We start from the raw sequence: 13,924 nt of genomic DNA, 5'->3' as shown, positions 1-13,924 counted from the left end.
AGGCCCTTAAGGCCGGAGCGGGGGTCTGGGGGCGCAGCCCCCAGGACAGGACGGGTCGGGCAGGGGCGGCGGGGGCGAGGGAACGGCTACAGACGTGGGTCCACCGGTTCGGACTCCAGCGCCAGTACACCGAACACAGCCTCATGCACCCGCCACAACGGCTCCCCCTCCGCCAGCCGCTCCAACCCCTCCAGCCCCAGCGCGTACTCCCGGATCGCCAACGACCGCTTGTGGTTGAGGAACCGCCCCCGCAGCAGCGCCAGGTTCTCCGGCCGGGTGTACTCCGGTCCGTAGATGATCCGCAGGTACTCCCGCCCCCGGCACTTGACACCGGGCTGCACCAACCGACCCTGTGCGCCCCGGACGACCGCCTCCACGGGCTTGACGACCATGCCCTCGCCGCCGCGCCCGGTCATCTCCAGCCACCAGTCGACACCGGCCCGCACGGACTCCGCGTCCCCGGTCTCGACGAACAACCGCCGGGTCGTCTGGAGCAGCCCGCTCGCGTCGTGCTCGACGAGCCGGTCGATCAGCGCGAGCTGCTCGTCGTGCGGGAGCGCGGCCAGGCTGCGCCCCTGCGCCGCCAGGATCTGGAAGGGCGCGAGCCGCACCCCTTCCAGGCCGTCCGTCGTCCAACAGTACCGCCGGTAGGCGTCGGTGAACGCCGCCGCGTCGGCGGCCCGTTCCCGCTGCCGGCCCAGCAGGTCCCGCACGTCGACACCCCGTGCCGCCGCCCCTTCGAGCGCGGCCAGCGCCCCCGGGAACACCGCACCGGACGCGGCGCCGACAGCCGCGTACTGCGTCCGCAGCAGTCCGGACGCCTTGAGCGACCACGGCATCAGCTCGGCGTCGAGCAACAGCCAGTCCGTCCCCAGTTCCTCCCACAGACCCGCGGCCGCCGCCGCGTCCCGCAGCCGTCCGAGGATCTCCTCGGTGACCTCGGTGTCGGCGAAGAAGGGCCTGCCGGTACGGGTGTACAGCGACCCGGTGGGCCCGTCTGCCACCCCGAACCGCTCGCGCGCCACCCCGGCGTCCCGGCAGACCAGCGCCACCGCCCGCGAGCCCATGTGCTTCTCCTCGCACACGACCCGGGCGACCCCGTCCTCCCGGTACTGGGTGAAGGCCTCCGCCGGGTGCTCCAGATAGCCCTCCACCCGGGACGTCGCGGTCGGCGCCATCGTCGGCGGGAGGTACGGCAGCAGCCGCGGGTCGACCGCGAAGCGGCTCATGACCTCCAGGGCAGCCGCCGCGTTCTCCTCGCGCACCGCGACCCGCCCGGCGTACCTGGTCTCGACCGCCCGCCGGCCGTGCACGTCCGCGAGGTCGAGGGGACGCCCCTCGTGTCCGCCGGGCGCCTCGGAGGCCAGCGGCTTGGCGGGCTCGTACCAGACCCGCTCGGCGGGTACGTCGACGAGCTCGCGCTCCGGCCAGCGCAACGCGGTGAGCTTGCCGCCGAAGACGGCACCGGTGTCGACGCAGAGGGTGTTGTTCAGCCAGGTCGCCTGCGGCACCGGGGTGTGGCCGTAGACGACCGCCGCACGGCCCCGGTAGTCCTCCGCCCACGGGTACCGCACCGGCAGGCCGAACTCGTCCGTCTCCCCGGTCGTGTCGCCGTACAGCGCGTGCGAACGCACCCGGCCCGAGGTGCGGCCGTGGTACCGCTCGGGCAGACCGGCGTGGCAGACGACGAGCCGTCCGCCGTCCAGGACGTAGTGGCTGACCAGACCGTCGACGAACTCCCTCACCTGTGCCCGGAACTCCTCGCTCTCCCCCGCCAGCTGCGCGACGGTCTCGGCGAGTCCATGGGTGTGCTGGACCTTGCGGCCCTTGAGGTGACGGCCGAGCTTGTTCTCGTGGTTGCCGGGCACGCACAGCGCGTTGCCGGACCCGACCATGGACATCACGCGGCGCAGCACGCCGGGCGTGTCCGGTCCCCGGTCGACGAGGTCGCCGACGAAGACGGCCGTACGGCCCCGCGGGTGCACACCGTCGGCATAGCCCAGCTTGCCGAGCAGGGTCTCCAGTTCCGAGGCGCAGCCGTGGATGTCGCCCACGATGTCGAAGGGACCGGTCAGGTGGGTCAGGTCGTTGAAGCGCCGCTCGGTGCTGATCCCGGCGCCCTCGATCTCCGCCTCGCCGCGCAGCACATGCACCTTCCGGAAGCCCTCGCGCTCCAGGCTCCGCAGGGAGCGCCGGAGTTCGCGGATGTGCCGCTGGATGACACGGCGTGGCATGTCGGCCCGGTCGGTCCGGGACGCGTTGCGTCCGGCGCACACCTCCTCGGGTACGTCGAGGACGATCGCGATGGGCAGCACGTCGTGCTTCCTGGCGATCTCGATCAGCTGACGACGGCTCTCCTGCTGGACGTTCGTCGCGTCCACCACCGTGCGCCGGCCCGCAGCGAGCCGCTTGCCCGCGATGTAGTGGAGGACGTCGAAGGCGTCGCCGCTGGCGCTCTGGTCGTTCTCGTCGTCGGCGACGAGGCCCCGGCAGAAGTCGCTGGAGATGACCTCGGTCGGCTTGAAGTGCCTGCGGGCGAAGGTCGACTTGCCCGATCCGGACGCGCCGATCAGGACGACCAGGGAGAGGTCGGTGACGGGCAGGACCCGCCCCTGGGTGGTGTGTTCGCTGCTCATGCGGCCTTCTCCTCCTTCGTGTCCTGGGTGGTGGTGTTCAGGGAGAACGTGGCCATCTGGGTCGGCGGCCCCACCTCGGGGTCGTCGGGACCAACGGGAGTGAACTCCACCTCGTAGCCGTGCCGTTCGGCCACTCCGCGCGCCCAGCTCCGGAACTCCTCGCGGGTCCACTCGAAGCGGTGGTCGCCGTGCCGGGTGTGTCCGGCCGGGAGGGTCTCCCAGCGGACGTTGTACTCGACGTTCGGGGTGGTCACCAGGACGGTCCTGGGGCGCGCGGAGCCGAACACCGCGTACTCCAGGGCAGGCAGCCGGGGCAGGTCGACGTGTTCGACGACCTCGCTGAGCACGGCGGCGTCGTACCCCTTGAGCCGCTTGTCGGTATAGGCGAGCGAGCCCTGCAGAAGCTGTACGCGTGCGGCCTGCCGCTCTCCCATCCGGTCCAGCTTGAGCCGGCGCGCGGCGATGGTGAGCGCGCGCATCGACACGTCCACCCCGACGATCTCGGTGAACCGCACGTCCTTGAGCAGCGCCTGCACCAACTGCCCCTGCCCGCAGCCGAGGTCGAGGACCCGGCCGGCGCCACGGGCGTGCAGCGCGGCGAGGATCGCGTCCCGCCGCTGCACGGCGAGCGGCACCGGCCTGTCCTCGGTGTCGGTCTCCTCGTCGACCGCGTTGTCGATGTCCTCGACCTCGGTGTCGTCGGTCTCGGCGAGCCGGACGAGCTCCAGCCGCTCCATCGCCTCACGCGTCAGGGACCAGCGTCGGGAGAGGTACCGGCTGGTGATCAGCTTCTGCTCGGGGTGGTCCGCCAGCCAGCCCTCGCCCGCCCGCAGCAGCTTGTCGACCTCGTCGGACGACACCCAGTAGTGCTTGGCGTCGTCGAGCACGGGAAGCAGGACATAGAGGTGCCGCAGTGCCTCGGCGAGCGTCAGCCGGTCCGACTCCAGGACTAGGCGGACGTACCGCGACGCACCCCACTCGGGGAACCGGGTGTCCAGCGCCACGGCCTCGACGCCCACGGTCCAGCCGAGCGGCTCGAACAGCTGGCGCACGAGGTCGGTCCCGCCTCGCGCGGGAAGCGCGGGCACCTCGATCCGCAGGGGCAGCGCACGAGCGGGGAGGTCCGGCTTCGCGGCGCACTGTCCCTTCATCGCGCTGGAGAACACCGCGCTCACCGCCACGGCGAGCAGGGACGAGGCCGCGTACGGGCGGTCGTTGACGTACTGCGCGAGCGCGGCGTCGGGTGCGCCGCCGCGCCCCTTGCCCTTGCCGCGCCGGACCAGCGCCACCGCGTCGACCTCCAGCAACAGCGCGGCCGTGCACCGCTCGGCGGACACCTCGGGGTAGAGGACGTGCGCCGTGCCGTAGGAGGTCGAGAACACCTGCGCCTTGTCGGGGTGCTTGTGCAGCAGGAATCCGAGGTCGGTCGCGGGGCGTTCGGGGTCGCCGGTGGTGCTGATCGTCAGAAACACTGTGGGTCTTCCTCGAAACGTCATCTGAGTCGCGGATTTTCCGTACGGACGTGACCGCGCACTCCGGGAACGCGTGCTCCGAGTGCGTGTGCTCCGGGTGTCCGGTGCCGGTCGACGGTGAACCGCGACAGGGGAAGAGCGGGCCATGCCGTGCCCTCGGCGCGCCTGCCCAACCTACAGCGAACGTCTCGGGCGGAGCCGGGAATTTTCGCTGGTGGCGGCCCACGCCGGACTGCCGGGGACACGGGGTGGCCGACGGTCACGGCACCGCGTGTCCGGATCGCCACGATCGGTTACGGGTGTGACAGCGGTGCCAGGTGGGACGGTTGACGCGACCGGTGCATGATGGATACATGGATCTTCGAGTCTTCACAGAACCGCAGCAAGGGGCGACCTACGAGACGCTGCTCCGCGTCGCCAAGGCCGCCGAAGACCTCCATTACGGTGCCTTCTTCCGCTCCGACCACTACCTGCACATGGGGTCCGTCGACGGGCTCCCCGGTCCCACCGACGCGTGGATCACACTGGCCGGCCTCGCGCGCGAGACGGACCGGATCCGGCTGGGCACCCTTATGACGGCCGGCACCTTCCGCCTCCCCGGCGTCCTCGCCATCCAGGTGGCGCAGGTCGACCAGATGTCGGGCGGACGGGTGGAGTTCGGACTCGGCTCCGGCTGGTACGAGGCCGAGCACGAGGCGTACGGGATTCCGTTCCCCAAGGAGAAGTTCGGCCGGCTGGAGGAACAACTCGCCGTCGTCACAGGCCTGTGGAACACGCCGGTCGGTGAACGGTTCACCTACGAGGGGAAGTTCTACCAGCTCAAGGACTCCCCCGCGTTGCCGAAGCCCGCACAGCCGAAGGTGCCGGTCCTGATCGGCGGTCACGGGGCCAAGCGGACGCCGGCACTGGCGGCGCGGTACGCCGACGAGTTCAACATGCCCTTCGCCTCCATCGAGGACACCGAGCGGCAGTTCCAGCGGGTGCGGGCGGCGGCCGCGGAGGCCGGACGCGACGGGGACGACCTGGTGTACTCCAACGCGCTCGTCGCCTGCGTCGGCAGGACCGACCTGGAGGTGAAGCGTCGGGCGGACGCGATCGGGCGTGACGTGGAGGAGCTGAAGGCGAACGGTCTCGCGGGGTCGCCCGCGGAGGTCGTCGAGAGGATCGCCCAGTTCCAGGGCGTCGGCGCGCAGCGGATGTATCTCCAGATGCTCGACCTCGACGACCTGGATCACCTGGAGCTGATCGCGTCCGCGGTGATGCCGCAGGTGGGTTGAGGGTTTGGGGCGGACGCGTCCGTGTCTGGGGGCTCCGCCCCCAGACCCCCGCTCCGGCCTTGAGGGCCTTGTCCTCAAGCGCCGGACGGGCTGATGGTGCGGGCCGGGGCATGTCTTTCAGCCCGTCCGGTGTTTGAGGACGAGCCCTTCGGGCGATGGCGGGGGTCCAGGGGGCGCAGCCCCTTGGCGGGGTCCGGGGCGGAGCCCCTTGCCGGGGTCCGGGGCGGAGCCCCAGAACGGGACGATGGGGGTCCCCCCTGCTCGAGCGAAGCCGAAAGCTTGGGGGAGGGTAGGGGCGGCGGGGGCGAGAACCTACCCCGTCGCCCACCCCCGCTCCACCACCCCGTGATCCCGGTCGGCCAGCCGCCTCAGCATCTCCAGAACCCGGTCCCGTGACTCGTCCGCCGCGTCGATCGCCTCCATGCACTGCCAGTACGTCCCCTGTTCGTCCGCCGCGCAGGCGACGCCGACTAGGGCGATGCCGACCTCGGCGAGAAGCCCCCCGAGACACAGAAGCGCCTCCCTGGCGTCACCCAACTCGGTGAGCCGGGCGGCGCGCAGATCCGCGATGTCCCGCGGCGCCGCGTCGAGGACACCGCATCCCCGCCCCGCCAGCTCGGTCAGCCCGAGGGCCTCGCCCCGCAGTTCGGGTGGCCCCGAGACGGCCAGGCGACTGCCTATGGCCTGGGCGAGTGCCTGCGCCTGCCACGCCTCCGCCACCACCTCGTCCATGTCCCCGCTCCCGGCCAGGGCACGTCTGCTCACCACGATGAGCCGCACCGCTTCCATGCGCTGCCCCCGTCTGTCCCGACGCGCTGGTCGCACGTCCGCCCGAACTCCCTTGTCCACTACCCAGAGTGAGTTCTCGCGCGACGAAAAGCCAGAGGAAGCCCGAAATCTGTGGACAGAGAATCGAATGTAGACAACTCAACGACTCCGGAGAGTGACAAGGGGGTGGGACGCTCGCCCCGGGAGCCGTCCCCTGGAGGTGTCGCCCCCGCACCGGGCCCCCGCCACGGCCACTCCGCTACGGTCCCTCGGGCGCCGGGAACCTCCGCTCGTTCCGGTCGATCTTCGCGTCGAGCGCCGCCAGCGCGTCGATACCGAGCACTTCGCACAGTTGCAGGAGATAGGCCAGGACGTCCGCCACCTCGTCCGTGACACGGTGCGCGGTGTCCGCGTCGTCCATGACCCGCGCCGACTCCTCGGGGGTCAACCACTGGAAGATCTCGACCAGTTCGGACGCCTCCACGCTCAGCGCGGCGACCAGGTTCTTCGGGGTGTGGTACGGCTGCCAGTTCCGTGCGGCCGCGAACGCGGCCAGCCGGTGCTGCAGCTTCGGCACGTCAAGCCCGCCGGCGCCGGCACCCGTACCGGCCCCTGCCCCGACACCGACGACCGCGCCCGTACCCGCGCCGGCGCCGGCGCCCGTACCCGTACCCGCAGCCGCAGCCGCAGCCGCAGCCGCAGCCGGATTCTCGCTTTCGCTTCCGCTCTCGCTCACGGCGTCAGGTCTACCACCGTGACGCCCTCCACCCCGTCCAGCCCATCGGCCCCGCACACCCGGACGGCATCGCTCACCGCACCCACCAGCCGGATGTGCCCCCGCTCGCACATCCGCGCCGCCAGCCTGACCAGCTCACCGGCCTGCCGGACGTCCAGCCCGCGGTCGAGACCGTCGGCCAGCACGGTCAGCGTCTGCAACGCGGCCGGGACCTCCCCCACCGGGTCGACCTCCAGCACCCCGGGGCCGGTGAGCAGCACCAGGGCCAGCGCCAGATACCTCAACTCACCGTCCCCGAGCAGCCCGAGGTGCGTACGGACGCCGTCGCCGCGGTCGAGGAGCGCGCGGACCGTACCGTCGCCGAGCGGCTCGGCCAGGACGTCCGCGACGGGTCCCGCGCATCCGGCCCGGACCGCCGCGACCAGGTGCGCGTACCGGTGGCCGCACTCCGAGCGGGTCCGCCACAGGACGTCCGCGAGGTTGTCGCAGCCCCGGAGCAGCCGGCCCGCGCCGAGCGGGGTGGCGGCCCGCATCCGCCGCGGGCTCGGGTCGCAGGCGTACACGGAGCGCAGGGCGACGACCATCTGCTCGGCGGCGGCGAGGACTTGGCGCTCCCCCGCCGTCCGGCCCGCGAGGCGCAGCGGCAGCAGGGCGGTGCCGAGGCGGTCGTCGGGGAGCGGGCCCCGGGTGACGGCGGACGAGCCCGCCGTGTGCCAGGCCGCCTGGACCACGGGGCGCCCCGGGTCCCGCAGCGCCGTCTCCAGCAGGGTCAGCCCGCCGGCGGAGAGCCGTTCGCCGACGATGCGCAGTTCGGGCTCGGCCTGTACGGCGACATCGAGCCGTACGGGTCCTTGCGGGCCGTCGACCGTGCAGCCGATACGGAAGCCGCGGCGCCGCTGGGCGTCGGGCCGGGCCCGCTCGGGCACGCAGGCGACCGGGTCCGGGAACACCTCGCCCAGTTCGGCGCCGCCGCCGAGCCGCGCCAGCGCCTCGTACGCGCGCAGGACGGCGGACTTGCCGCTGCCGCTGGGCCCCGCGAAGAGGGTGAACGGTCCGAGCGGGAACCGGGCGCGCCGGTGCGCCGCGAAGGCCGCGAGCCGCAGCTCGGTGACGCCGGGCCGGTCGGGAGGCGGCGCGGCGGGGTCGCCGTACGGTTCGGCCTGGGCGTGGGGCGACTCGACCTGGGCGGGGGACTCGGCCGCCAGAGATGACAGGGTCATATGTGGACGGTAGGACCCCGCCCCCAGGGGAACCGTTACACCCCGATGACCTTCCTACGATCGAGGGAACCGCGCCCTCCGTATCGCCCGGTTCAGACCCCGGGAACGCCCGCGCCCTCCATCAGCCCCCGCACCTCGGTTCCGGGCGGTGTCAGCAGGAACACGTTCCGGTCGACCCGGTGCATTCCGCTCGCGAGCCCGAAGACCACTCCGGTGCTGAAGTCCAGCACCCGCTTGGCGACCTCGGTCTCGGCGCCGGTCAGGTCCAGCAGGACGGGGATGCCGGACATCAGCGTCTCGGCGACGTCGCGGGCGTCCGCGAACACATTGACCCGCAGGACCACGAAGCGGCGCCGCGTCTCGGTCGGGGCCTCGGGCATCGACCGGTGGCTCACCGCCGAGGGCCACGCGTCCCGGCCCCGCAGGGGAACGACCTGGGCGAGCCCTTCCCACTGCTCGTCGGTGACGTCGTGGCCGCTCACTGGCCCACCCCGTCCTGGCTCGCACTCATTGTCTGCACCGGGCAATTCTTACGCATGGTCACCCGTTCGGCCCAACAGCGACACGGTCCGCGACTCCACGGGCCGTCATTTCCGGGGCCTCACACGGCCCTTCGTCCGGCTGTGCAGCGCGCGTAACCCCTCGCGATCAAGGGCCGTGACATCGACGTAACGGGCAATTCGTACGCTCGGCCGCATCGGGTACCGGCGAGAGACGAGAGGGGCCGTCCGTGACGGCACAGGGTCCGCAGGCCGGCACCGCGCGGGTGCGGACCGTCTGCTCGTACTGCGGTGTCGGCTGTGGTCTGGTCCTCGACATCGGCGCGGGTCCCGACGGACGGCGTACGGTCCTGAAGGCGTCCGGCGACAAGGCGCACCCCGCGAACTCGGGCCGGCTGTGCACCAAGGGCGCGACGACGGCCGACATGCTCGCCGCGCCCGGCCGGCTGACCACGGCGCTCCGGCGGGCGGGGCGCGGCGAGGAGGCGAAGCCCGTGTCCGTCGACGCGGCGCTCGCCGAGACCGCCGGGCGGCTGCGCGCGATCATCGACGAGCACGGCCCGGACGCCGTCGCGTTCTACGTCTCCGGGCAGATGAGCCTGGAGGCGCAGTACCTGGCGAACAAACTGGCCAAGGGCTTCGTACGGACGAACCAGATCGAGTCGAACTCCCGGCTGTGCATGGCGAGCGCGGGCGCCGGATACAAACTGTCCCTCGGCGCCGACGGGCCTCCGGGCTCGTACGACGATCTCGACCGCGCCGACGTCTTCCTGGTCATCGGCTCGAACATGGCCGACTGTCATCCCGTCCTGTTCCTGCGGCTCATGGAGCGCGTCAAGGCGGGCGCCCGGCTGATCGTCGTCGATCCGCGGCGTACCGCGACCGCGGCGAAGGCCGATCTGTTCCTGCCGATCCGTCCGGGCACCGACCTCGCGCTGCTCAACGGACTGCTGTACCTGCTGCACGAGGGCGGGCACACGGACGCCGCGTTCATCGCCCGGCACACCGAGGGCTGGGAGGCGATGCCCGCGTTCCTCGCCGGCTATCCGCCCGCCGTGGTCGCCGGGATCACCGGCATCCCCGAGGAGGACATCCGGACGGCGGCGCGGCTGATCGGCGAGGCCGGCGAGTGGACGAGCTGCTGGACGATGGGGCTCAACCAGTCCACGCACGGCACCTGGAACACCAACGCCCTGGTCAACCTGCACCTCGCGACGGGTGCCATCTGCCGTCCGGGCAGCGGGCCGTTCTCCCTCACCGGGCAGCCCAACGCCATGGGCGGGCGCGAGATGGGATACATGGGGCCGGGGCTGCCAGGACAGCGGTCGGTGCTGGTGGACGACGAGCGGGCCTTCGTCGAGGAGTTGTGGGGGCTGCCGGAGGGGACCATCCGCGAGGACGGGGTGGGGCGGGGCACCGTCGAGATGTTCCGGAGGATGGCCGACGGCGACATCAAGGCCTGCTGGATCATCTGCACCAACCCCGTCGCCTCCGTCGCCAACCGCCGCACGGTCGTCGAGGCGCTGGAGGCCGCCGAATTCGTCGTCACCCAGGACGTGTTCGCCGAGACCGAGACCAACGCGTACGCCGATGTCGTCCTGCCCGGCGCGCTGTGGACGGAGACGGAGGGCGTCCTCGTCAACAGCGAGCGCACGCTCACCCTGGCCCGGCCGGCCGTCGACCCGCCCGGCGAGGCGATGGCGGACTGGCGCGTCATCGCGGCGGTCGCGCGCGCGATGGGCTACGAGGAGGGGTTCTCGTACGAGAGCGCCGAGCAGGTCTTCGAGGAGATCAAGCGGGCCTGGAACCCGAGGACCGGGTGGGATCTGCGGGGTGCGTCGTACGAGCGGCTGCGGGGCGGGCCCGTGCAGTGGCCCGTCGCCGAGGCGGACGGGCCGCGGCGCAACCCGATCCGCTACCGGCAGGGCGCGGAACTGTCGTTCCCCACCGCGAGCGGGCGGGCGGTGTTCCACGCACGGCCGCATCTGCCGCCCGCCGAGATGCCCGACGACGACTTCCCGTTCGTTCTCAACACCGGGCGGCTGCCGCACCAGTGGCACACGCTGACCAAGACCGGGAGGGTGGCGAAGCTCAACAAGCTGAATCCCGGCCCGTTCGTGGAACTGCACCCGCGGGACGCGGAGTCCCTCGGGATCGGGGAGGGAGACTCGGTGGAGGTCGCCTCCCGGCGAGGACGGGCGGTGCTCCCCGCGGTGGTGACGGACCGGGTGCTGCCGGGGTGCGTGTTCGCGCCCTTCCACTGGAACGACCTGTTCGGGGAGTACCTGAGCATCAACGCGGTGACCGGTGACGCGGTGGATCCGGTGTCGTTCCAGCCGGAGTTCAAGGTGTGCGCGGTGTCGCTGACGCGGACGCGTGGCGCGGCCGCCGTGGAGCGGAGGGATCCCGTCGAGGAAGGGGGCGCCGTCGCCCACACGGGCCCCGCGGTCGCGCACGCGAGCCCCGCCGCCCCTCCCCCCGGCGCACAACCCCCACGCGTCTCTCCACGTGACTTCGGTCTGGAGCCCGCGCCACCGCCCGTCCTGTCCTCCTCCGAACGTCAGTACCTCACCGGCTTCCTGGCCGGGCTCGGCTCCGGCCTGCCCGGCGTACCCGTCCTCCCGCCGGACGCTCCCCTCACCCCCGACCACGCGCTCTGGGTCAACGGCGCGCTCGCCGGCATGTACTCCCGCTCCGCACCCCCGGCCGTCCCCACACCGGCACCGGTATCGGCAACGGCTCCCACACCGGCTACGACATCGGTATCGACCTCGGCGGCCCGCGAGGTCGTGGTGCTGTGGGCCTCGCAGACCGGGAACGCTGAGGAGTGCGCGGCGTCCGCCGCCGAGCGGCTCGGCGCGCAGGGCCACCGGACACGGCTGGTCGGGATGGACGAGGCGGACGTCGGCTCGCTCACCCGCGGCGCCGATCTGCTCTTCGTCACCAGCACGTTCGGGGACGGCGACGCGCCCGACAACGGGTCCGGCCTGTGGGACACACTGTCCGGGAAGCGGGCCCCGCGCCTGGACGGGGTGCGCTACGCCGTGCTGGCGCTCGGCGACTCCTCGTACGACGACTTCTGCGGGCACGGCCGTCGACTCGACGCGCGACTGGACGAGTTGGGCGCCGTACGGCTCGCTCCCCGTACGGACTGCGAACCGGAGTACGAGCCGTCCGCGGACGGCTGGCTGGAGCGGATCCTCACCGCGCTCGGCACGGGAGCGGAGTCGGGCCTCGGCACGGGAGCGGAGCCGCACCTCGGCACGGGAGCGGAGTCGGGCCTCGGCACGGGAGCGGAGCCGCACCTCGGCACGGGAACGGAGCCCGGCCCCGGCGCGGGAGCCGTGCCCGCGTTCGACGCAGGGACCGTGCCCGTACCCGTGCCCGTACCCGTGCCCGTGCCCGGCGAGGACGCGGAGCCGCCGAAGGCGTCCCGGGCGACCCGCTCGGGGCCGGCCGCCGGCACCGCCCTCCTCACCGGCAACCGTCTGCTCAGCCTGCCCGGCGCCGCCAAGGAAGTCCGCCGGTTCACCTTCGACACCCGGGAGAGCGAAAGCCCGCTGACGTACGAGGCGGGGGACGCTCTCGGCGTACGACCCGTCAACTCGCGCCGCCTCGTCGCCGAGTGGCTGGAGGTCACCGGAGCACCCGGGCCAACCCCGGTCGAGATCACGGGCGTCGGGGAGTTGCCCTTCGAGGAAGCGCTCCTGCGTCATCTGGACATCACACGGATCACCTCGGACCTGCTGCGCTTCGTCGGCGAACGAACCAGGGACGGGCGGGAGTTGAGGAAGCTCCTACGGCCGGACAACAAGGGCGAGCTGGCGCGGTGGTCGTGGGGCCGGCAGTCCGTGGACGTGGTGTCCGCTCATCCGGTGCGCGCCTCGGCACGCGAGTGGGCAGGGGTATTCAGCCGGCTGCGGCCCCGGCTGTACTCGATCTCGTCCACTCCGCTCGTCGATCCGCACCTGGTCGCCCTGACCGTCTCCGTCGTGCGCTACGAGAATCCGGGCGGCCGGCCGCGCGGCGGGGTGTGCTCGTCCTTCCTGGCCGATGCCGGGCCGGGGGCGCGGGTGCCGGTCTTCGTCCAGCGGTCGCCGCACTTCAGGCCCCCGGCGGACGCGACGACCCCGATGGTGATGGTGGGACCCGGCACCGGAATCGCGCCGTTCATAGGCTTCCTCGAGGAGCGACGGGCGCTCGGGCACCGTGCACCGAACTGGCTCTTCTTCGGCGAGCAGCACCGCGCCACCGACTTCTCCTACGAGCGTGAACTGACCGCGCTGCTCGACGACGGCACTCTCAGCCGCCTCGACACGGCGTTCTCGCGTGACCAGCGCACCAAGGTCTATGTGCAGGACCGGATGCGCGAACACGGGCCCGAACTCTGGCACTGGCTCCAGGGCGGCGCCCGCTTCTACGTGTGCGGAGACGCCTCGCGGATGGCCAAGGACGTCGACCGGGCGCTGCGGGACATCGCGGTCGCGCACGGCGGCCTGGGCGAGGCGGAGGCCGCCGCCCACGTCAGACAGCTCGCGGCGGACAAACGGTATGTACGGGACGTGTACTGACGAGGCGGACTCGTCGCGGCATGCGGGCATGAGGGATACGGGTCATCACGCACGAATAGGCGCAGATGGTGAGAACAAGGCGAACACCTCAAATACATTGAACGCGGCAAGCCGGACCAAGAGGCTGGTGCGGGCAATACATCCGCGATGCGCGGGAGACACGGGCCGTGGCGTCCACCCCGCACGGCGTGCGGCACACATAATTGCCGAAAACCGACCATCCGGACCGCAATCGAGGCGCACCCATGAGCCTGAGCATCCGTAACCAGCTCCCCGGCACCGTCACCTCCGTCACCTCCGGCGAGGTGATGGCGACGGTCAGGCTCCGTCTCGACGGCGGCCAGGACCTGACCGCGGCCATCACCACGGAGGCCGTCGAGGACCTGGGCCTCGCCAAGGGCTCCGTGGTCCGCGCCCTGGTCAAGTCGACGGAGGTGTCCCTGGCCACCGGCCCGGTCGAGGGGGTGAGCATCCGCAACCAGCTCCCCGGCACGGTCACCGACGTCGCCACCGGCGGCGCGATGGCCCGCGTCAAGCTCGCGGTCGCGGGGGCCGAACTGACCTCCGCGATCACCAGGGACGCCGCCACCGAACTGGGCCTCGCAGCAGGCTCCGCGGTCGTGGCGCTCATCAAGTCCACCGAGGTCTCCCTCTCCAACGCATGAGCCGCCGACGCGCTTCTTACCGCCCTCACACCGGACTCTTCACGTCCGCCGTCACGCCCCTCAACTGCGGGAATTACCG

General features: G+C 72.1%; 9 protein-coding genes. 3 read left to right on the top strand and 6 right to left on the bottom strand.

The window, feature by feature from the left end; translation table 11 throughout:
* Positions 1-86: 86 nt before the first annotated feature.
* Together HEP85_RS29695 and HEP85_RS29690 are read right to left on the bottom strand one after the other, a co-directional pair.
* Positions 87-2,636 carry a polynucleotide kinase-phosphatase gene (locus HEP85_RS29695; protein WP_168530629.1) on the bottom strand — a complete coding sequence of 850 codons (2,550 nt, stop codon included), beginning with the start codon at positions 2,634-2,636 and terminating at the stop codon, positions 87-89.
* A complete protein-coding gene (locus tag HEP85_RS29690) occupies positions 2,633-4,108 on the bottom strand; it encodes a 3' terminal RNA ribose 2'-O-methyltransferase Hen1 (protein WP_168530628.1) in 1,476 nt (491 codons plus the stop codon). Before HEP85_RS29690 ends, HEP85_RS29695 begins: the two co-directional genes overlap by 4 nt.
* 353 nt (positions 4,109-4,461) lie before the next feature.
* Between HEP85_RS29690 and HEP85_RS29685 the strand changes: the two genes are divergently transcribed.
* On the top strand, positions 4,462-5,385 hold the full coding sequence (locus HEP85_RS29685; RefSeq protein WP_168530627.1) for an LLM class F420-dependent oxidoreductase: 924 nt from the start codon (positions 4,462-4,464) through the stop codon (positions 5,383-5,385).
* A 312-nt stretch (positions 5,386-5,697) separates the two neighbouring features.
* On the opposite strand, the gene HEP85_RS29680 is transcribed toward HEP85_RS29685, so the two are convergent.
* The 4 genes from HEP85_RS29680 to HEP85_RS29665 all read right to left on the bottom strand — a co-directional run bounded on the left by HEP85_RS29680 (position 5,698) and on the right by HEP85_RS29665 (position 8,591).
* On the bottom strand, positions 5,698-6,174 hold the full coding sequence (locus HEP85_RS29680; RefSeq protein WP_168530626.1) for a DUF6099 family protein: 477 nt from the start codon (positions 6,172-6,174) through the stop codon (positions 5,698-5,700).
* A 238-nt stretch (positions 6,175-6,412) separates the two neighbouring features.
* Positions 6,413-6,730, bottom strand: coding sequence for a nucleotide pyrophosphohydrolase (locus tag HEP85_RS29675; protein ID WP_168530625.1), 318 nt, complete (start codon positions 6,728-6,730; stop codon positions 6,413-6,415).
* Positions 6,731-6,885: 155 nt separating this feature from the next.
* On the bottom strand, positions 6,886-8,109 hold the full coding sequence (locus tag HEP85_RS29670; protein WP_329527614.1) for an ATP-binding protein: 1,224 nt from the start codon (positions 8,107-8,109) through the stop codon (positions 6,886-6,888).
* A gap of 92 nt (positions 8,110-8,201) precedes the next feature.
* Complete coding sequence (locus HEP85_RS29665; protein WP_168530623.1) at positions 8,202-8,591, bottom strand: cell division protein SepF; 390 nt, start codon at positions 8,589-8,591, stop codon at positions 8,202-8,204.
* A gap of 248 nt (positions 8,592-8,839) precedes the next feature.
* On the opposite strand from HEP85_RS29665, the gene HEP85_RS29660 reads away from it, so the two are divergent.
* Entirely contained in the window at positions 8,840-13,180 is a 4,341-nt protein-coding gene (locus HEP85_RS29660) for a molybdopterin-dependent oxidoreductase (RefSeq protein ID WP_369657896.1), read from the top strand.
* Between the two features lie 245 nt (positions 13,181-13,425).
* Positions 13,426-13,845, top strand: a complete 420-nt coding sequence (locus HEP85_RS29655) for a molybdopterin-binding protein (protein WP_168530622.1) — start codon at positions 13,426-13,428, stop codon at positions 13,843-13,845.
* The last annotated feature ends 79 nt before the right edge of the window (positions 13,846-13,924 follow it).

Source organism: Streptomyces sp. RPA4-2 (assembly GCF_012273515.2).
Taxonomy (GTDB): domain Bacteria; phylum Actinomycetota; class Actinomycetes; order Streptomycetales; family Streptomycetaceae; genus Streptomyces; species Streptomyces kaempferi.
The sequence above is the reverse complement of the archived record's forward strand: the minus strand, read 5'-3'. Positions and strand labels throughout refer to the sequence as shown.

Coding starts and splice junctions, on each gene's coding strand:
- HEP85_RS29655 (WP_168530622.1), top strand. CDS start 13,426: ATGAGCCTGAGCATCCGTAACCAGCTCCCCGGCACCGTCACCTCCGTC.
- HEP85_RS29670 (WP_329527614.1), bottom strand. CDS start 8,109: ATGACCCTGTCATCTCTGGCGGCCGAGTCCCCCGCCCAGGTCGAGTCG.
- HEP85_RS29695 (WP_168530629.1), bottom strand. CDS start 2,636: ATGAGCAGCGAACACACCACCCAGGGGCGGGTCCTGCCCGTCACCGAC.
- HEP85_RS29680 (WP_168530626.1), bottom strand. CDS start 6,174: ATGGAAGCGGTGCGGCTCATCGTGGTGAGCAGACGTGCCCTGGCCGGG.
- HEP85_RS29685 (WP_168530627.1), top strand. CDS start 4,462: ATGGATCTTCGAGTCTTCACAGAACCGCAGCAAGGGGCGACCTACGAG.